We start from the raw sequence: 17,971 nt of genomic DNA, 5'->3' as shown, positions 1-17,971 counted from the left end.
ATGGCTATGATGGATTTATTTACTATGGCTGGTCAGATTGTTACTAATGCAGATGATGCAAATAAAGATATTGATAGTGTAACAAATAAAGCTGAAGAATCAGAGGGGCGTATGGTAAAAGCATTTAAAGGAATAGGAGCAGCTGTAATAGCTGCCTTTGCAGTAGATAAGATAATCGGATTCGGAAAGACTATGGTTGAAACGAGTGCTAAATTACAGGCATTAGATTCTCAGTTTGACCAAACATTTAAAGATAATCAAGGTCAAGCAATGGAACTTATAAATAAACAAGTTGAGGACCAGGGAATACATGTAGATAGACTTAGAGGGGCATGGAGTTCATTCTATGGTACATTTAAAGGTAATGGAGCAGATGCTAACCAATCTTTAGATTTAACCTCTAAGTACATGACATTAGCAGGTGATGCATCAGCTTATTATGACACTTCACTTGAAGATGTAGTTGGAAGACTTAAATCTATTACTATGGGTAACTTTGAAGCTGGAGATGCTATAGGAATAAATATTAACGCCACTAAAATGGATACTATAGCAAAACAGCAATACAATAAAGCTTGGCAAAATTTAAGTGATACTGAAAAAGAGTATTTACTTATAGATACTGTAGGAAAGATATATGAAAATAATGGAGCTATGGGACAAGGTGCTAGAGAAGCTAATGGTTACGAGAATGTAATGGGAAATTTAAATGCTTCATGGGATAGATTTTTAAAAGTTATAGGATCACCGTTTCTTGGTGGAGCAATTGTAGTTGTACAAGGTATAACAAATGCTGTTACTGGATTAACTGAATCTATACAAGAACATCCTGTATTATTTGGGACAATAGCTGCAGTGGTAGGTGTTTTGACAGCAGGAATAATTACCTACACTATATCAATGAATGCAGCAGCTATATCAACTTTCTTAATGACTACAGCAACTACAGCCTTTGGAGCTGCTATGGCATTTGTGACAAGTCCAATAGGTATAGTTACACTAGTTATGGCTGGACTTATTGCTGCAGGTGTAGCGTTATATCAAAATTGGGATTTTATAAAAGCAAAAGCTACTGAAATATGGGGATCTATAAGTAGTTTTGTATCAGAGAGACTTAATGCTATGGGAATAGATACAACATCTTTTTCAAGTGTTGTTAATAGCGTATTTAATAAACTTTTCGATATTATGACTACACCATACAGAAAAGCTTATGAGTTTATAATGGGAATTACGGATAAGATAAAGGATTCTATCAATAACTTGTTTGGAACCAATATAAAGCTGCCGCATTTTAAATTAGATGGAGAATTTAGTTTAATGCCGCCTAGAGTTCCTAAGCTAGGAGTAGAATGGTATGCAGATGGTGGAATCATGACTAAGCCTGGTATATTTGGAGTTAATCCAAGCACAGGAAAGCTCATGGCTGGGGGAGAATCTTCTACAGGCGGTGAAGCTATAATGCCTTTAAATAAGCTTCCAGAGATTATGGCAGAAGCTATGAGGAGAGTTGGGTTTGGCAATCAAGTAGTACAAGTTGTACTTCCAGATGGACGTATTTTAGCAGAGCTAGTGGCAGAAAATCAAAATATAATAGATAGATACCAAAGTAGAGATGTAGGAGGAAATTTAGCATGGTAACAAGTGTATTCTTTAATAATAAAGATAGTGTACTAGATTTTGAGTGTTATCTATCTAAAAGACCAGCTATACCCTTAACAATAGAAGATGTAGAAAATATAAAAGTTGAAGGTAGAAGTGGAACTCTAACAAGAAGGCTTGGGACATATCAGGATAAGATTATTAGATGTAATTTTGTGTTATTAAGTAAAAAGGATTTTGCAAGAAAAGTTGATAGTATAGCGGAATGGTTAAATAATATAGAAGACAATTCATTAATATTTAGTTTCGATAGAGATAGAATTTACAAAGTAAAATCTATTGCTATTAGTGATAATATTGAAGAAGAACTAGACTATTATGGAAGTTTTGAAGTAACATTTGTATGTGAACCATTCAAATATCCAATATATGAACCTACAATGATACTAGAAAGTTTTCCAACAACTATATATAACAATGGTTCAATATATACTGACCCATACCTTAAAATCTATGCTAGTGGCAACATAACATTAACCACTAATGATGACACTATAACAATAAATAATGTAAATGAGTATGTAGAATTAGATTCTACATTTTTTTTATGTAAAAAAGGCAGTACGAATATGATGAATAATAAAAATGGTGGATTCCCTCAATTGCAAAAAGGTGAAAATACTATAGGAGTTACTGGTTCAGTTAGCAAAATAGAAATTGATATAAGAACTTGTTACTTGTAGGAAAATAACTAGTTCTTTTTCATTTTTGTAAGAGAGGTGTAGAATGAATAATTTAATTAGTGAAGCAGCTAGCCAAGGATTTGGGTATACACTCTTTGTTTTTCTATTACTATATGTACTAAAGACTACAGGAGATAGGGAAAGAAGATACCAGGATCTCTTAGATAAATTAACAGAAAAGTTCAGTATAATTGAGGATATTAAATCAGATGTAAAAGAAGTAAAAGAACATATTTTTATGAAATAGCTATATGAAGGTTTACAAATGAAAGAATTAAAGTTTTTATTACAAGTGAAAAGGTTAATGGCATTACTACTAACTATAGTATTTTTTATATTAAGCATTAAAGGGAAAGTTACTTTAGTGCAATTTTCAACTGTTTTTAGCTTAGTAATAACATTCTATTTTGGTCAATCTACAGCAAGACAATCAGCTAAACAGTGACAAAGAGATTAATAAATATTCGCTTAAAATGAATTATATACAAAATCTTAAAAATGCCACTATGGCGCTTTGTATTTTTACAATAGAGTACAAAACGCCATAGTGGCGTTTTTTATTTATCAAAGTTAATTCAATATTTTCAAGAGTTAAAAATGGTAAATAAAAAAACTCTCATGGAACCTGATAAATTATTTTTGAATTTTATAGGAATAGAAAGTAATATTTATACACATTATCACATTACATAGAAATAAGATGTTTTTATTGTTATAATTTAATTACAGATTATGTAAAGTTAGATGTTAGGAGAAAAAGATGGATTCTTTATTAACGATTGAAGACCTAGCTAAGAAATGGAACTATTCTAAACAAACAATAATGAGTTTTATTGAAGATGGGAAATTACAGCCTTGCAAAATGCCAGGAAAAAAACTTCAATTTACTTTATCATACATAGAAAGCATAGAGAATAGTGGGTTAGCAGATAAGCTTTCTCCAGTAGAAAGATTAAGATTGGAAAGAAAGATATTAAAACTAGAAGAAGAAAATTCAAATAAAAATAAACAAATAGAAGAATTTAAAAAAAAATTAAAAAGAATAAATGGAGAGCTTAGAATACTAATAGAAGAGATTGAAATTAAGATATAGGAGGGTAAGTAAGAATGAGGATAATAGAGTTAAATCCTGAAAGGAGAAAAATAGCGCAAAAAAAGTTGGCTAGATTTTATGTGAAAAGATATTTAAAAAGCCTAGGGATTAATGAATTAAATAGTAAATATAAAGATGATAAAAAGCCTTAATTACTTATTAAAAGAAGATTATATTTTAAAGAGTATTAATACAAAGCTCCTGTATCAAAAATATACAGGAGCTAAACTTATATTTCACTAGTAAAAATGGAGCACTTGTTGCCCCTTGTTCAGCAAAGAAATTTAGCACTATTATTTATGGAACATTCAATATAATATACGCTTATTAAAAGATTAGTGCTATAACTAGGATTAAATTTTCAAGGTATGGGTTTTATGTTTAATAAGAGATATTTTTTAAGCATTTATTCCATTAAGAAATTATATATACTTATTTGTAAAATCATGGTATATTAAGATGTGATGAAAAATTTTGTGTTTATTATTAGAATATAGGAGTTAGACATGAATATTAAATTTATTGGTACAATTATAAAGCAAGATTACGAAGAAGATTTTATGAAATTAATTGGTGAAAATATACAAAAAAAGGTAAATGAAGAATATGAAAAAACAAATTTGATTTTCAGCTATCTTTATTTAAGCAATAAGATACATGATATACAAATAAAAGAGCAAGATGAAGTATTATCTACTCATATAAGTTTTAAAATTAAGAAAAATGAAGTATATTTAGTCATTAAAAAAAATAGTTATAAAGAAGATAGGGTAGTTGTGTTTGTTAATATAAATATTAAATCTGAAGAGAATGAAAATGATATTTTAGACGAATTTATATATAATGTTAAAGTTATTATAAGTAGAGCAGTATCAAAATACACTGGAAACATATATTGGATTATGGATGAGCAAAATGAAGAAATATCAAAATTTTTATATATAAAAGTTCATAGCTTAGAAAATAAATTTAGAAGTATAATAAATATGTATATGTTAAATAAATATGGTGAAGATTGGTTTAAAAAGAAAATAATTAGAAAGTTTGATGAAAAAACTCAAAAATATAATGGATGGTACAACAAAAATTATGAAAGATTAAATTACATAAAAGGAGAATTGTTTAATTTACAAACAAATGACTTAATAGAAATATTAAAAAGTAGTTATGAAAATGAAGAAACAACAAAGATTATAGAGAATATAAATACTATAAAATCTTTATTAAAAGAAAAGGCAACAAAAGTAATAAAAAAGGAAATTTTAGATGAAGAGAATTTATGGAACAGGTATTTTGTAGATATTTTCAATTCAGATATTGAACAAAAGTGGAAGAAGTTTTCTGAAATGAGAAATACCATTGCACATAATAAAATTATATCTAAAGAATTTTTTAATGATACTGTACTATTAATATCAGAAATAGATGAAATTTTTGATAATACAAATATAATATTAGAAAAAAAGATGAAAACATTAGAAGACGAAAAAATAAATGATTATATTAAAAGACTTGATTTAGAGTCTAATTTAAGTAACATAGACTTTAAAGATTATAATAATGAGAAACAGGTTATAGAAGACATATTTAGTAATGGTGAATTAAATAGTTTATATAGTTTACTAGAAGAAAAAAATAAAAATTTAATCGATGAATATAAAGAACTTATAAAAGCATTAAGAGAAATTAATTTATACTATGAAGAAGAAAAAGTAGAAATAAAACTAAGGACAATAGATGACGAAGAAGAAAAAGAAGAATATCTTAATTCTGTTATAGAAGATTTTTCTGATAAATTGAAAGTAATAAATAACAAAGTAAATTATGAAAATAAAGAAATAATAAGTATACTGCTAAGAAAAAAGAATGACATTAGTGAATTGAATGAAATAGGAGCCTATTTAATGGAATTTATTAATAAGATGATTGATAAAATATATTCATGGATTAACGGTACAACCTATTCTAATGATTTCAAAGATGGCATAAATATATTGGAATTTTATAATATGGATAATGATATTTTTAATCTCAGTATAGAAGGTTGGTTTGTTATTGAATTAGGTTCTGTAGATGAAATATTTTTTGAATATAAAAAAAATCAAGTTAGGATAGATATTGGGAGAATAGATATTTCATTTGGTGATTATAGTATGCATGAAGATGGATATTCATTACCAGAAAAAGAACAATCTATAAAAATACGCATTGATAATATTTATGAAGCAATAGAAAATGATGTAGATGATATAATTTCAGCAATAAGAAAATATATAGATGATATACAAGTTGTATTATGATAGATATTCAATATAAAGAAGCAAATAAAATCTTAATGAAAAATAGAAGGTAAAATTAAAATAATTACTAAAGATATAATTACTAACTTCATAATAAAGTCTATTTTAACGCTACTAATTTATTACTATAGAATATATCTATAAAATTGTATTAGATATGGACAAACGGGATATTTTATATACAAATTTCAATATATTATGTTAATATTTACTTATATAAAATGTTTAAGGGGGATAGTATTTAATGTTTATAGTTTCCATGCTAATGATTTTAGGTGGTGTAGTAGGTATAGTAGTAGGTTTTATTAGAGCTATAATTAAAAGAAGAGTGCGAAAATCAATTTTAATCTTTGTTTTAATAGCTGTAATAGGATTAATAATTTTTGGAATCTCTATACCAAAGACTAAAGATTATCAAGTTATAGTCAATGGTACTGATGTATCTATAAAATATAAAGTTACACTCCCATTAACTGAGGATAATATAATAACAGATTCTTTAAATAAGTTTAGAGATATTATAGAGAAAGAGGATTTAAAAAAATATGAATTAGTAACTTATAATGTATCAGCCGATAATTCAGATAAAAAAGAGGTAGTAGCTATTAATTTAGTTTTTGAGGGCAGCAAATTATATAACGATTTAAATGATAGTCAATTATTAAATGTAGCTCAAAGCATTGGTTCAGATCCTATATTAAGAGATAAAATAGAAGAGTTGAAGAAATAGATAAACATTATGCATCAAGAAGAATTATAAACTAATATAGAAGACTCCTTAATTGGAGTTTTTTTTATATAGAAAATCACATGAAAAATTTAATAATGATATAAATATGTACAGTCGCTAAAGTGTAAAAGTAACTACTTAATAGGATTTATAGCTAGATAATAAAGAATATAGTTTAAGCTATAACCTATAAAAAATGCAATTACAAGGAATGTTAGTTAAATAAAGGAATTTATCTCTTTTTGTAGAATTAACTTATAAAAGGAGATGGTATTTATGGATTTAAGTAAAAAAGAGAGGTTAATACTGTGGAATCAATATGAGATATTAAAAGCCTTGTATCCAGAGAATAAAGACGTGTATGATGTTGAGCAAAAGATAGTTCTTAGTGGATATAAACATAATTACGATGAATTAATCTCAGGAATGTTTGATGAAACGCCAGAAGATGTTTCAAAATTTGTTATTGATGTTTTTTCTATGTTTAGATCTCTTATTGGCTCTTATAAAAATCTAAAAAGAGAAGAGAAAGAAGAGATTAAAAATGAGAAAATATTATTTAAAGGATATGATGGTAATGATGAGTTAGATTACTATGATTATTCAAAGTTCTTCTTAGATGATTTTGATAAATTCGGAGAAATAAAAGCAATGAAGGATTTTGAATATAATTCACATTGTGCTATGGTTGGAAGATACTCTGAGATGTTAAGAAAATGGAAAGAGGTTAGAATCTCCAAATATGATGATTTAACATTAGAGCAAATAAAATATATTACCGAGGAATATTAGTAATTGAGTAATTAAAGAAATTTCATAGAGGAGATTCAATATCTCCTCTATTTTACACATTAACAGAGGTTATAACTGGAGTAATATACTCTCTATTTACATTAATATAACCACCATTTTCAAGTGAATCGATGATGCTATCAATGTCTTCGAATTTAAGTTCTTTAATTAGTAAATCTACAGCCGCTAATTCTTTGTCACTTTTTTCAAAATGATTTTTTATTTGGGCTAATATAAGTGGAGATTTATCGTCTAACATAACAATCACCCACTTTACAATATGTTACTATATTGTGGTATATATGTGAAATATATATGGCAAAAAAGTTGATAAAAATACGTTTAATGATAATTTGATAGTAAAAAGTTGGAGTTTTAATAATAAACCCAATATTTTAAAATGATATTAGTTTGAATTACGTCATTTTACTTTTTTTAGTATTAAAAACTAATGGTTAGAGTAAAGAGAGGAGGGGATAATAATGACAAATTTACTTGATTATAATGATTCAAAAGCAATCATCAATTCTAACAATGGAGCTAATAGAAGTTTCGGAAATATAGAGAAATTAATTGATGTTTCTAAGGTAAAGAAATGCTATGTAAAAAACATATTTAATAAAGTATCTCCGAAAGAAATGTACATGCTTACAGAAGACAAGATTATAATAAGTTCTTTTAACCCATTAAATTTGACTGTATATAGATTACAAGAAATTCAAAACGTGAAAGTCAATTTTCAAGGGCAGTATGAACTTTCATTAAATATAGTACTAAAAGATGGTATAGTAATAGAATTTAATAATGTTAAAGATTCTAATGAAGATTGGCAAAGTGACTATTTTAATTATATTATTGATATAGCTAATTTTTTAATGAATTAAAAATTAATACTTTTTATTAGAACCTAAGTAATATATATTTATTTTAACTTAAGATATTATAATAGAGACACTTGAAAAGGTGTCTTTTTATTTTATATACAATAAAAAAATGTAAGTATATAGCATATATTTGAGAGATATTGTATAATTAGTCAATATGGAGGGGGATTATGTTAGATACAATAAGCAAATCATTGACGATAGTCACTATAGTAGGAACATTTTTAGGATTTTATTTTAAAGCAGCATCGAGCCTTCAAATGGAATATATTAAAACTAAATATAAAAATGTCCCAGGAGAAAGTTCTATTTTTAAAATTATTCTAATGATGAGTGGATATATATTTGTAATTATTTATATTTTTGTAGTTATAGGATTAGGAGTTTATTTTTTTGAAGAAAAGGGGAATGCGCTTTCTGTAGATATAAAAAAATTAACAAGCTATAATGGGATAGTATTTTTATTAATAATTTTAATGTATTTTAATATAATATGGACTACACATTTATTTTTTAAGGTAAGAGAACTTTATTTAAGAAGATTGACAAGTGATAAAGAAGCCATAATACCTAAATCACTGAAAATCATAAATATACTCAATACAATGCTTTCAGCCTTATTTTTTTTAGTACTTTCAATAGATTTATTTTCTAGAATTAATGACAAGTTAAAAGGTGGAACCATAAGTGGAGTAAATGATATTGCACAAATAGTAGCTTTGTGTATTTTCTTCGCATCTATTTTTATTATAGGATTGAGTATAAATGAATTATGTGAGATATTAACAAAGGAAAGTAAATTTCTTCTTAAGATTGGAGAAAATACTATTGAATGTAGTTGTTATTTAGAATATAAAGAATATTATCTCATAATTAAAGATTCTAAAGAAACTTATATTAGAAAAAGTGATGTTAAGCAGATTGAGAAAAACTTAATAGATATTCAGAAAGAAAATGTTAACAAAAAGGCTAATTCGAAAGTTAGAGTATGCTATAAAAGATTCATTTCATTAATTAAAGAGGTAAGTAAAATGAAAGAGAGAAAAGCCAATAAAATAATTTTATTTTTTATAATATTTTGTTTTATTTTCCCAGTAATTCTGTGGATGATATATAAACCTCCATATAGTGATTGGTATACTATATTGGCTAGTTTTATAGGCGGAGTTATAGGAGGAATAACTACATTAATTGCATTACATATATCAACAAGCGAAACTAGAAAAATTCAAAATGAAAATTTAGAACATAGCAATAAAATATTAAAAATTCAAGCATTAAATGAAAAAATTAGTGATTATAATAAATTCTATATATCTATTAATCCACTGATAGAATATCTAAAAAATCTACTAACTACCATACAAATAATATATGAAAATAGATTACCTGCAGCAGAAAGCTCTAAGACAATTTTAGATTTAGGTAAATATATAGATGAAATAAGAACATTTAGCCGATGTATGCATAGTAATAAGAGGGCGATTATTGATGATTTATTTAATGAAAATACTAGGTTGATGGATATGTTGTATAAGATGATTCATAAAAATATTGAATCAAAGGAAAAGTTAGATTTATTGAATGAGATAATAAGATTTTCTAATGATTATCAAATGAAATGGATTGAATTTCAAGTAGAAATAGATATAGAAATCAAGAGTTTTTATAAAGAAAAGTATGATATATATAATTAAAAATTTAGTTATAAGGTATAAAGTTATTTTTATTAATTCTAGATTAATAAAAATAACTTTAAAATATAATAATTAATCAACGATTTAAATAGCTTAATATTAAAGGGAATATATTTATGAGAGTTTTCCATGGAACACCAGAAATAAGATCTAAAGAAATAAACAGAGAGAAGATTATAAAGGCTACAACTAACAAAATAGCAATACATAATAATAGGGGTAGAGATACTGATACAACCAGAGGTTATGTATATTTATCTTCAGACAAAAATGCAGCAGGATTTTTTTCAAAGTCAAGCTTACTAAGGCTTAATAGTAATGAGACAGATTTATTACAAATGGTATGCATATACGAATTAGAAATAGATGAAGATAAATTAGAATGTGATCAGGATCAATGTAAGTTGATGAAAGAGATGAATATTAATAATTGTCCTAACTTAGAAAATTATGATAATTGTCAAGCTCAATATTGTATTAAGTACATAAAGTCTATAAGGGTAAAAGGAGATATTAGCTTAGAAAAAAATCTTATTAAGAAAGATGTTATTAATATAAATACTTTAAGTAATTATAAATATCATTTTGAATTAAAAAAAACGAAGTAGATATAAATACTAACAAGTAAATTATAAATACATATTTTATTAATAAACAGAGCACCTATTTTAATGTAGGTGTTTAATTTTTTTATTAAAAATATGAATTGTTTATAAATCTAAAAATATAGAAAGAAACTGAGTTTAAAAGAGATAAATATAGAAATATAGAGTTAGACTAGGATCATTGTGTTTGACAAAATGAAAATCTCCGTAAAAGAGAGAAAAATAAAGAAAGGTTGTCTTAAAAGTTATCTATAATAGTACTATAGTACTAAATGACATTATGAAATATATTGATATACCGATATAATTAGAATAAGAAAAAGTAAATTTGTTTACCATGTATGAGCTAAAATATTTAACTAGGAGAATATCTATAGTATGAGTTCGGATAGTGTTAATAAATTAAGTTTAGATGAATATAGAATAATATTTAGAAGCATACATGATAGATATATTCAATATTGTAGTGAATGGGAAAAAGTACGAGAGATAGAAATCAATTTAAAAAAGAAATATATATGCGATATTTATGATTCACAAAATCAATTAAATTTAGAATTTCAAAAATATTTATATAGTTTTAAAGAAAATCTAATTAGTCTTCAGGTAATGTGTACCGCGGATATAAATCGTGAGATAAGCCTACACGAAAAAGCAAAATTTATAGGGCGAGTAAAGACAGAGGATTCTATATACAATAAAATATATAGAAAGGCAAATGAATCCAATGGTAAATTCCCTATAAATGGATATATGAATGATTTGTTGGGATTTCGTTTAATAGATCCATACTATAAAGAAAATTATGAAGTATTCAATAAATTATTAAGTGATTTCAAAGATAATGGATATAATTTGAAACTTTTGGATAGAAATAATAATGGATACAAGGCATATCATATATATTTGAAAAAAGACAATAGGACATTTCCGATAGAATTACAGATTTGGGACCAAGAAGATGAAAAAGAGAACATAAGTTTACACAAAGAATATAAACAAAGTTATGTGGATAGCATAATTACAAATTACAATAATTTATAAGAAAGGAGTGTTTTTATGTATCAACATATTATTTTAATGTGTAGTGATTATAGAATGGAAAGAAGAATTGCTTTTCATAAGAGTTACACAGATGTATTAGGAATATTGGAGTTTGAAAAATTAGTTAAATCTGTTAAAGGTGATTTTAGAAATGTAACTTTTAGTTTTCATCATATAATTACAGAAAGTGTTGCAACAGAATCAATAGCGGATTATGATGCATATTTTAAAGATGTTTATTTTTATTCAGATATAGATGCATTTAAAAAAGATGTGGCTCAAAGCATAGAAATAACTCCAGAAGATATAGTAAAAGGTATTTTAGTAAAAAAAGACTTTGATCAGTTACAAATTCAGAAATTATTATATTTTGTTTATTCAGAGTACGCTAAAGAGCATGATGAACCCTTGTTTGAAGAAGCTTTTGAAGCATGGACATATGGGCCAGTTATACCGAGTGTATATGATCAAATAAGTAAGTATAAAAGAAAAAAAATAGTATTTGAAGACAAAGAATTAGAGAAATTGAAACTAAAAATTAAGTTATCGAGGGTTTATGATAGTCAAAGCATATTAGAGTGTATAGATAAGGTAATAGAGCAATATGGGAATAAAACTGGAATGAAAATGGTTGATGAAACTCACGTTGAAGGATCACCATGGTATAGAGTATTTCATGAACAAGGTACTGGGTGCGAAATTCCTTTGGAAATGATAAAAGAATATGTTAAAGGGTAAATATTATAATTAATAAAAACACTTGCTAAGGTAGGTGTTTTTATTTTGCAAAATATAGGGGAATTTGACGAATTATAAATAAAGGATTTTGTTTTAGTTTGTATAAATATAAATACAGAAGGAGGTGTTTATATGTCATTTGAGAGCCACGCTTTAGCAGTAAATATAGAGCATGATTTAAGAAAAGTATTAAATTGTGATAGAAGCGAATTTGGTGGATATGTAGATGCAGATGTAATAGAAAGCAATCTAGTACAGGCATATAGTATAGGCTTAGCGATAAGCTATGCTAATTCTAATCAAATTAAAAGAAAGAAAATTGATGACTTCTTGGAGAAGGTAACTCAGTATCAAGATAAATCCATAGAAGAAATAGGAATATCTGTTGCTGAACAATTAACAGACGAATTTGAAGCTTTATTATAAACAAAAGGAGAACTAATTATGAAAATAAGTATTTCACAAGTACTATCATTAAAAACTTTTAGTAATGGGAGCATTACTATGAGAAAAGAATTTGAATCTAATATTATACCTCATAAGGGTGATATGATAGGAGATCCTGTTTTTAGTAGTCCATATGAATATGAAGTTGCTGATGTTATAATAGATTATGAAAATAACACTTGTTATGTAACATTAGAAATGGTCAATATGGATCATAATAATGTAGAAGTGTTAAAAGAGTGGAAAGAAGTATGTAAACTACATGGTTGGGAAGCTAGTGGATATTTAAAATGATGCAGAAGATATATTCAAATGCTTTTTATAAATGAAAATATAATTATTTACAAATCATTAGTAGCAACACTACCAATTTGCTACTAACGAGTAGACAAACATTATAATTTAGAATAATTAAAGATAATTTAAATTAAGTACAAGTTTCCTTTAGCCCTTGAAATTACAAAGCTGAATTGAGGTGATGTGATTTCAAGGGATTTATTTTAAGCTATTGTTTTGATAAACGCCACACTGTGAGGTGGTAACACATCTTGTGAAGAAGTGAAGCGACTGAAGAAGATGATGTTCCACCCATGCAAGGACTGCTCAAGAATACGAGCGTAAGCGAAGTGTGATTGGTAGCAGTCTACTGCTGAGACTATTGTGAAGTTAGTTAAGAAGTAGATAATAAGCCATGTCTTATATTAAAAGTAAAAATAGTAAAAGATTTTAAAAATCCTCCAAGCCATAAGGTTTGGAGGATTTTTATATGAAAAAATCTCCACATATTTAAGAAAATTATATACTTTTAAAACATATAACTATTAAAAAATAATAATTATTTGATATAGTTTATAATAAGTAAATATGATAAAATTTTAATATAAGATGATGAACTTTTTAGTCAACTAGGTTGGGGGAGGAGAATAATGGAGAGTTCTAAGCCGAAAATATTAATAGTAGAAGAATCAGAAGGTAGTGAATCAGAGGTTTACTTATCAAAGGATTTATATGATGTTAATGAAGCAGATAATTTAGAAAGTATACTTAAATTAAGTAATTTATATTCTCTAGATCTTATTTTATTGGATTTGACTATGGTGAGCTTAAATGGATATGAGCTTTTAGAAGAATTAAAGTTTATAAATCAAGTTAAAGATATACCAGTTATTTTAATAACTGAAAAAAGTGATGAGAATTTACATAAAGGCTTTGAATTAGGAGCTGTAGACTATGTAGTTAAACCTATAAACTCAATCCTTTTAAATGCTAGAATTAAAAATAATATAATTGTAAGACAATCACAAAATTTTCTTAAAGATAAAAATAAGTATCTTGAAATGGAAATAGATAGACGTACTAAAGAGGTTGCTTTAATACAAGAGGTTTCAATTATGGCAATGGCGTCTTTGGCAGAGACTAGGGATAATGAAACTGGACAACACATATTAAGAACAAAGCTTTATGTTAAGGAATTAGCTAATTTACTTAGTAAAGATGAAAAATATAAAAATTATTTAACTAAAGAAACTATAGATCTTATGGTTGCATCTTCTCCATTACATGATATAGGGAAGGTTGGTATTCCAGATGATATTTTGTTAAAAGCGGGACCTCTTACAAAAGAAGAATTTGAGATTATGAAGACTCATACTATGATTGGAAAAGAAGCAATAGTAAGAGCAGAAAGGATATTAAATAAACCAGAAACCTTCTTAAAGTTAGCTAAGGAAATCGCTCACTACCACCATGAAAAATGGAATGGTAGAGGATATCCAGAGGGATTAGCTGGTGAAAACATCCCTATTTCTGCAAGAATTATGGCAGTTGCGGACGTGTATGATGCATTAACAAGTAAGCGTGTGTATAAAGAAGCTTTTTCTCATGATGAATCGGTGGAGATAATTTTAAATGATAGTGGTATACATTTTGATCCAGGAGTAGTAGAGGCCTTTATACAATTAAAGGACAAGTTTAAAGCTATTGGAGAGAGATGTAGAGATTAAAAAATGAGAAAATCCTTCTAGGTCTTAAAGGGCTTAGAAGGATTTTTATAACAATATTGAGAGGAGAATAAAAGTGAAAGTATTATATGGTACAACTAATCCAGCAAAGATTCAATATATGAAGGAAATTCTTAAAGGATTAGATATAGAGATTGTTGGATTAAAGGATGTAGATTTAGACATAGGAAGTGTAGAAGAAGTAGGTAATAGTCCATTAGAAAATGCAAGGATAAAAGCTATCAATTATTCTAAATATGTTGATATGCCTGTATTCTCCTGTGACACAGGATTATATATTAAGGGACTTGAAGTAAATAAACAACCTGGAGTTTATGTTAGGAGAATAGATGGAGAAGAATTAAGTGATGAAGAAATGATAACATATTATAGCCATCTTGCAGAAAGTTTAGGAGGACAAGTTGCTGCTAAATATATGAATGCTATATGTTTAGTGGTAAATGGAAGTAAAATTTATGAGTATGATGGAGAAGATATAACTTCAAGGGAATTTATAATAACTAAAGATCCTCATAATATTAGAACTAAGGGATTTCCTTTAGACTCAATATCTATAGACATGAAAACTAAAAAATATTTTGTTGAATTAGATGAAGAGAATGATGATGAATACATAGAAACTAACACAGATGCATATAGGAGTTTTTTTAGAACATCGTTAAAAATAAAACAAAGTTATTGACAAAATAGACAAAGTGGTCTAAAATTTAATTAAAGGAGAGATTTTATGGTAAAACTTACAAAAGGAGAACAATCTAAAAATAGAATAATAGAGTGTGCTGCAAATCTCTTTATTGTGAAAGGCTATAATGCAACAGGCGTTAATGATATCTTAGAATTAACTAAATTGCCAAAGGGATCTTTTTATTTTCACTTTGCTAGTAAAAAAGCATTAGCTATTGAGGTATCAAAGTATTTTGATGAGAAAATAAATGGATGGGTAGAAAATCTTTCTAAAAAAAAAGATTGGAAGGAATTTATAGAATCTTTACTTAACGAGATGATTAGAGGTGCAGAAGTGGATAAACATTTTGGATGTCCATTTGCCGTACTTGGGTTAGAAATAGCATTTTCTGAACCTGATATATCAGAATATTATTTAGAGGCTATGAAAAAACTTATAGATAATTTCAAGAATATCTTTATATTTTCAGGATTAGATGCATTTAGGGCGGATGATTTAGCCAATAAAGCTTTTTCAATATATGAAGGTTACTTAGTGTATTATAGAATAAGTAAGGATATTGATGTTTTAAAAAAAATGAAGACAGATCTAAAAGAATTGTATTAATTAATAAAGATTATAAAAGTAAAATTTTATAATCTAATTTTTAAAAATAAAAATAGACAAATCAGTCTATTAGCAATTGTTAAAAAAATAACTAAATATTGAGGAGGAGTTTAAAATGAAAGAAGTAGTTATTGTTAGTGCAGTAAGAACAGCTATTGGAGCATATGGAAAAAGTCTTAAGGATGTTCCAGCAGTTGAGTTAGGGGCTAAAGTTATAGAGGAGGCAGTAAGAAGAGCTGGAATAAATCCAGAGGAAGTTAATGAAGTTTTTTTCGGTAACGTACTTCAAGCTGGATTAGGACAAAATCCAGCAAGACAAGCTGCTATAAGAGCAGGTTTGCCTGTAGAAGTTCCAGCATTAACTATAAATAAGGTATGTGGATCAGGACTTAGATCAATAAGTCTAGGGGCTCAAGTAATTAAAGCCGGAGATGCTGAGGTCGTTGTTGTGGGTGGAATGGAAAACATGTCTCAATCGCCATATTTATTAAATAATTCTAGATGGGGATATAGAATGGGTAATGGTGAGTTGATAGATGAGATGTTAAAAGATGGTCTAACTGATGCTTTTAATAATTATCATATGGGTATAACTGCTGAAAATGTAGCCGAACAATGGGATGTAACAAGAGAGGAACAGGATAGATTTTCACTTGAGTCACAATTAAAGGCAGAAAAGGCTATAAAATCTGGAGAATTTAAAGAGGAGATAGTTCCTATAACAATAAAAACTAAAAAAGGTGATATTGTTTTTGATACTGATGAATTCCCAAGATTCGGGAATACTATAGAAGCATTGAACAAATTAAAGCCTATATTTAAAGAAAATGGAACAGTTACAGCAGGAAACGCTTCTGGAATTAATGATGGTGCAGCTGCTTTGGTATTAATGAGTGCTGATAAGGCAAAAGAACTAAATATAAAACCTTTAGCTAAAATTGTTTCTTATGGATCAGCTGGACTAGATCCGTCAATCATGGGATACGGGGCTTTTTATGCAACTAAGATAGCTTTAGAAAAAGCTAATCTAAGAAGTGAAGATATAGATTTAATTGAAGCAAATGAAGCATACGCATCTCAAAGTATAGCTATTTCAAAAGACCTAAACTTCGATAAATCTAAGGTGAATGTAAATGGAGGAGCAATAGCACTAGGACATCCAATAGGTGCATCTGGAGCAAGAATAGTAGTAACTTTATTACATGCTATGAAGAAAAGGGATGCTAAAAGAGGATTAGCTACTTTATGTATAGGTGGGGGAATGGGAACAACATTAATTATAGAAAGTGTATAATTAATAGAAGAAATGTGCATATTAATAACATGCACATTTTATTATTTCAACATAAAAATTTAGCATACAATCATTCAATAAAATTGTCAAAACAATTATACATTAATTATAAGGAATATTAAGTTAAATATACGTTATCTTAAAAAAGAATAGAAAAACAGTTAAATATTAGATAAAATATTAGTAGTTATATTAATAATTTTAAAAAATAACTTGAAATAGGATAATAGTAGTGATATAATCAATATATATTCTTTAAATGGTAAGTAAATAATTGAACAACAATATTTTCGGTAAGTACTTAATTTAAATGTACTATACTATTGAAGAAATTTTATTGCTGAATTTTTACAAATATTTTAAGAAAATAAAATTTTGGAGGTACTCATCAAATGAATGGTACAGTTAAATGGTTTAATAGAGAAAAAGGATTCGGTTTTATAACTGGTGAAGATGGAAAAGATGTATTTGTACATTTTTCTCAAATAAAAATAGATGGTTATAAGACACTTGAAGAAGGTCAAGAAGTTTCTTTTGACGTTGCAGAAGGACAAAAAGGACCACAAGCAGAAAACGTAACTATAGCTAGATAGTTAAATTCAAACCTTTAAGAAATTATTCTTAAAGGTTTTTTTATTGCAATTAATTAGTCTTTTTTACTTTATTAAGGTAAGAGAGACCTTTTTTTTA

Annotated in this window: 22 protein-coding genes; 21 read left to right on the top strand and 1 reads right to left on the bottom strand. The window is 26.9% G+C overall.

What is annotated here, in order from left to right; translation table 11 throughout:
- The 9 genes from L1S49_RS04135 to L1S49_RS04095 all read left to right on the top strand — a co-directional run bounded on the left by L1S49_RS04135 (position 1) and on the right by L1S49_RS04095 (position 7,260).
- A complete protein-coding gene (locus L1S49_RS04135; protein WP_238902668.1) occupies positions 1-1,641 on the top strand; it encodes a hypothetical protein in 1,641 nt (546 codons plus the stop codon).
- Complete coding sequence (locus tag L1S49_RS04130) at positions 1,635-2,345, top strand: distal tail protein Dit (protein ID WP_238902667.1); 711 nt, start codon at positions 1,635-1,637, stop codon at positions 2,343-2,345. The genes L1S49_RS04135 and L1S49_RS04130 overlap by 7 nt, the downstream gene beginning before the upstream one ends.
- 43 nt (positions 2,346-2,388) lie before the next feature.
- The gene (locus L1S49_RS04125) at positions 2,389-2,592 is read left to right on the top strand and encodes a BhlA/UviB family holin-like peptide (RefSeq protein WP_238902666.1); all 204 of its coding nucleotides are present in this window, start codon (positions 2,389-2,391) and stop codon (positions 2,590-2,592) included.
- 18 nt (positions 2,593-2,610) lie between these two features.
- Complete coding sequence (locus tag L1S49_RS04120; protein WP_238902665.1) at positions 2,611-2,790, top strand: hypothetical protein; 180 nt, start codon at positions 2,611-2,613, stop codon at positions 2,788-2,790.
- A 315-nt stretch (positions 2,791-3,105) separates the two neighbouring features.
- On the top strand, positions 3,106-3,438 hold the full coding sequence (locus L1S49_RS04115; RefSeq protein ID WP_238902664.1) for a helix-turn-helix domain-containing protein: 333 nt from the start codon (positions 3,106-3,108) through the stop codon (positions 3,436-3,438).
- A gap of 14 nt (positions 3,439-3,452) precedes the next feature.
- Complete coding sequence (locus L1S49_RS04110; RefSeq protein WP_238902663.1) at positions 3,453-3,590, top strand: hypothetical protein; 138 nt, start codon at positions 3,453-3,455, stop codon at positions 3,588-3,590.
- Between the two features lie 354 nt (positions 3,591-3,944).
- Positions 3,945-5,738, top strand: coding sequence for a prominin family protein (locus L1S49_RS04105; protein WP_238902662.1), 1,794 nt, complete (start codon positions 3,945-3,947; stop codon positions 5,736-5,738).
- A gap of 244 nt (positions 5,739-5,982) precedes the next feature.
- Positions 5,983-6,468, top strand: a complete 486-nt coding sequence (locus tag L1S49_RS04100) for a hypothetical protein (RefSeq protein ID WP_238902661.1) — start codon at positions 5,983-5,985, stop codon at positions 6,466-6,468.
- Positions 6,469-6,744: 276 nt separating this feature from the next.
- Entirely contained in the window at positions 6,745-7,260 is a 516-nt protein-coding gene (locus L1S49_RS04095) for a YfbU family protein (protein ID WP_238902660.1), read from the top strand.
- A 52-nt stretch (positions 7,261-7,312) separates the two neighbouring features.
- On the opposite strand, the gene L1S49_RS04090 is transcribed toward L1S49_RS04095, so the two are convergent.
- Positions 7,313-7,519 carry a hypothetical protein gene (locus tag L1S49_RS04090; protein ID WP_238902659.1) on the bottom strand — a complete coding sequence of 69 codons (207 nt, stop codon included), beginning with the start codon at positions 7,517-7,519 and terminating at the stop codon, positions 7,313-7,315.
- A gap of 223 nt (positions 7,520-7,742) precedes the next feature.
- On the opposite strand from L1S49_RS04090, the gene L1S49_RS04085 reads away from it, so the two are divergent.
- From L1S49_RS04085 to L1S49_RS04030, 12 genes are all read left to right on the top strand, one after another.
- On the top strand, positions 7,743-8,144 hold the full coding sequence (locus L1S49_RS04085) for a hypothetical protein (RefSeq protein WP_238902658.1): 402 nt from the start codon (positions 7,743-7,745) through the stop codon (positions 8,142-8,144).
- A gap of 170 nt (positions 8,145-8,314) precedes the next feature.
- Positions 8,315-9,841, top strand: coding sequence for a hypothetical protein (locus tag L1S49_RS04080; RefSeq protein WP_238902657.1), 1,527 nt, complete (start codon positions 8,315-8,317; stop codon positions 9,839-9,841).
- Positions 9,842-9,957: 116 nt separating this feature from the next.
- Positions 9,958-10,449, top strand: coding sequence for a hypothetical protein (locus L1S49_RS04075; protein WP_238902656.1), 492 nt, complete (start codon positions 9,958-9,960; stop codon positions 10,447-10,449).
- A 375-nt stretch (positions 10,450-10,824) separates the two neighbouring features.
- Positions 10,825-11,490, top strand: a complete 666-nt coding sequence (locus tag L1S49_RS04070; protein ID WP_238902655.1) for a RelA/SpoT domain-containing protein — start codon at positions 10,825-10,827, stop codon at positions 11,488-11,490.
- 15 nt (positions 11,491-11,505) lie between these two features.
- Positions 11,506-12,228: a type II toxin-antitoxin system antitoxin SocA domain-containing protein gene (locus tag L1S49_RS04065; protein WP_238902654.1), complete on the top strand. Its 723-nt coding sequence runs from the start codon at positions 11,506-11,508 to the stop codon at positions 12,226-12,228.
- Between the two features lie 132 nt (positions 12,229-12,360).
- A complete protein-coding gene (locus L1S49_RS04060; protein WP_238902653.1) occupies positions 12,361-12,654 on the top strand; it encodes a hypothetical protein in 294 nt (97 codons plus the stop codon).
- A gap of 18 nt (positions 12,655-12,672) precedes the next feature.
- Positions 12,673-12,969 carry a hypothetical protein gene (locus L1S49_RS04055; protein WP_238902652.1) on the top strand — a complete coding sequence of 99 codons (297 nt, stop codon included), beginning with the start codon at positions 12,673-12,675 and terminating at the stop codon, positions 12,967-12,969.
- A 632-nt stretch (positions 12,970-13,601) separates the two neighbouring features.
- Positions 13,602-14,678, top strand: coding sequence for an HD domain-containing phosphohydrolase (locus L1S49_RS04050; RefSeq protein ID WP_181601259.1), 1,077 nt, complete (start codon positions 13,602-13,604; stop codon positions 14,676-14,678).
- 73 nt (positions 14,679-14,751) lie between these two features.
- Entirely contained in the window at positions 14,752-15,378 is a 627-nt protein-coding gene (locus tag L1S49_RS04045) for a non-canonical purine NTP pyrophosphatase (protein WP_238902651.1), read from the top strand.
- A 45-nt stretch (positions 15,379-15,423) separates the two neighbouring features.
- Complete coding sequence (locus L1S49_RS04040; protein WP_238902650.1) at positions 15,424-15,987, top strand: TetR/AcrR family transcriptional regulator; 564 nt, start codon at positions 15,424-15,426, stop codon at positions 15,985-15,987.
- A gap of 115 nt (positions 15,988-16,102) precedes the next feature.
- Entirely contained in the window at positions 16,103-17,281 is a 1,179-nt protein-coding gene (locus L1S49_RS04035) for an acetyl-CoA C-acetyltransferase (RefSeq protein ID WP_238902649.1), read from the top strand.
- A 392-nt stretch (positions 17,282-17,673) separates the two neighbouring features.
- On the top strand, positions 17,674-17,874 hold the full coding sequence (locus tag L1S49_RS04030) for a cold-shock protein (protein ID WP_021800652.1): 201 nt from the start codon (positions 17,674-17,676) through the stop codon (positions 17,872-17,874).
- Positions 17,875-17,971: the final 97 nt, after the last annotated feature.

The sequence above is a fragment of the Clostridium sp. YIM B02506 genome, assembly GCF_022324845.1.
In the GTDB taxonomy this organism is placed as follows: Bacteria; Bacillota; Clostridia; order Clostridiales; family Clostridiaceae; genus Clostridium_T; species Clostridium_T intestinale.
This window is presented reverse-complemented; position numbering and strand designations above follow the sequence as displayed.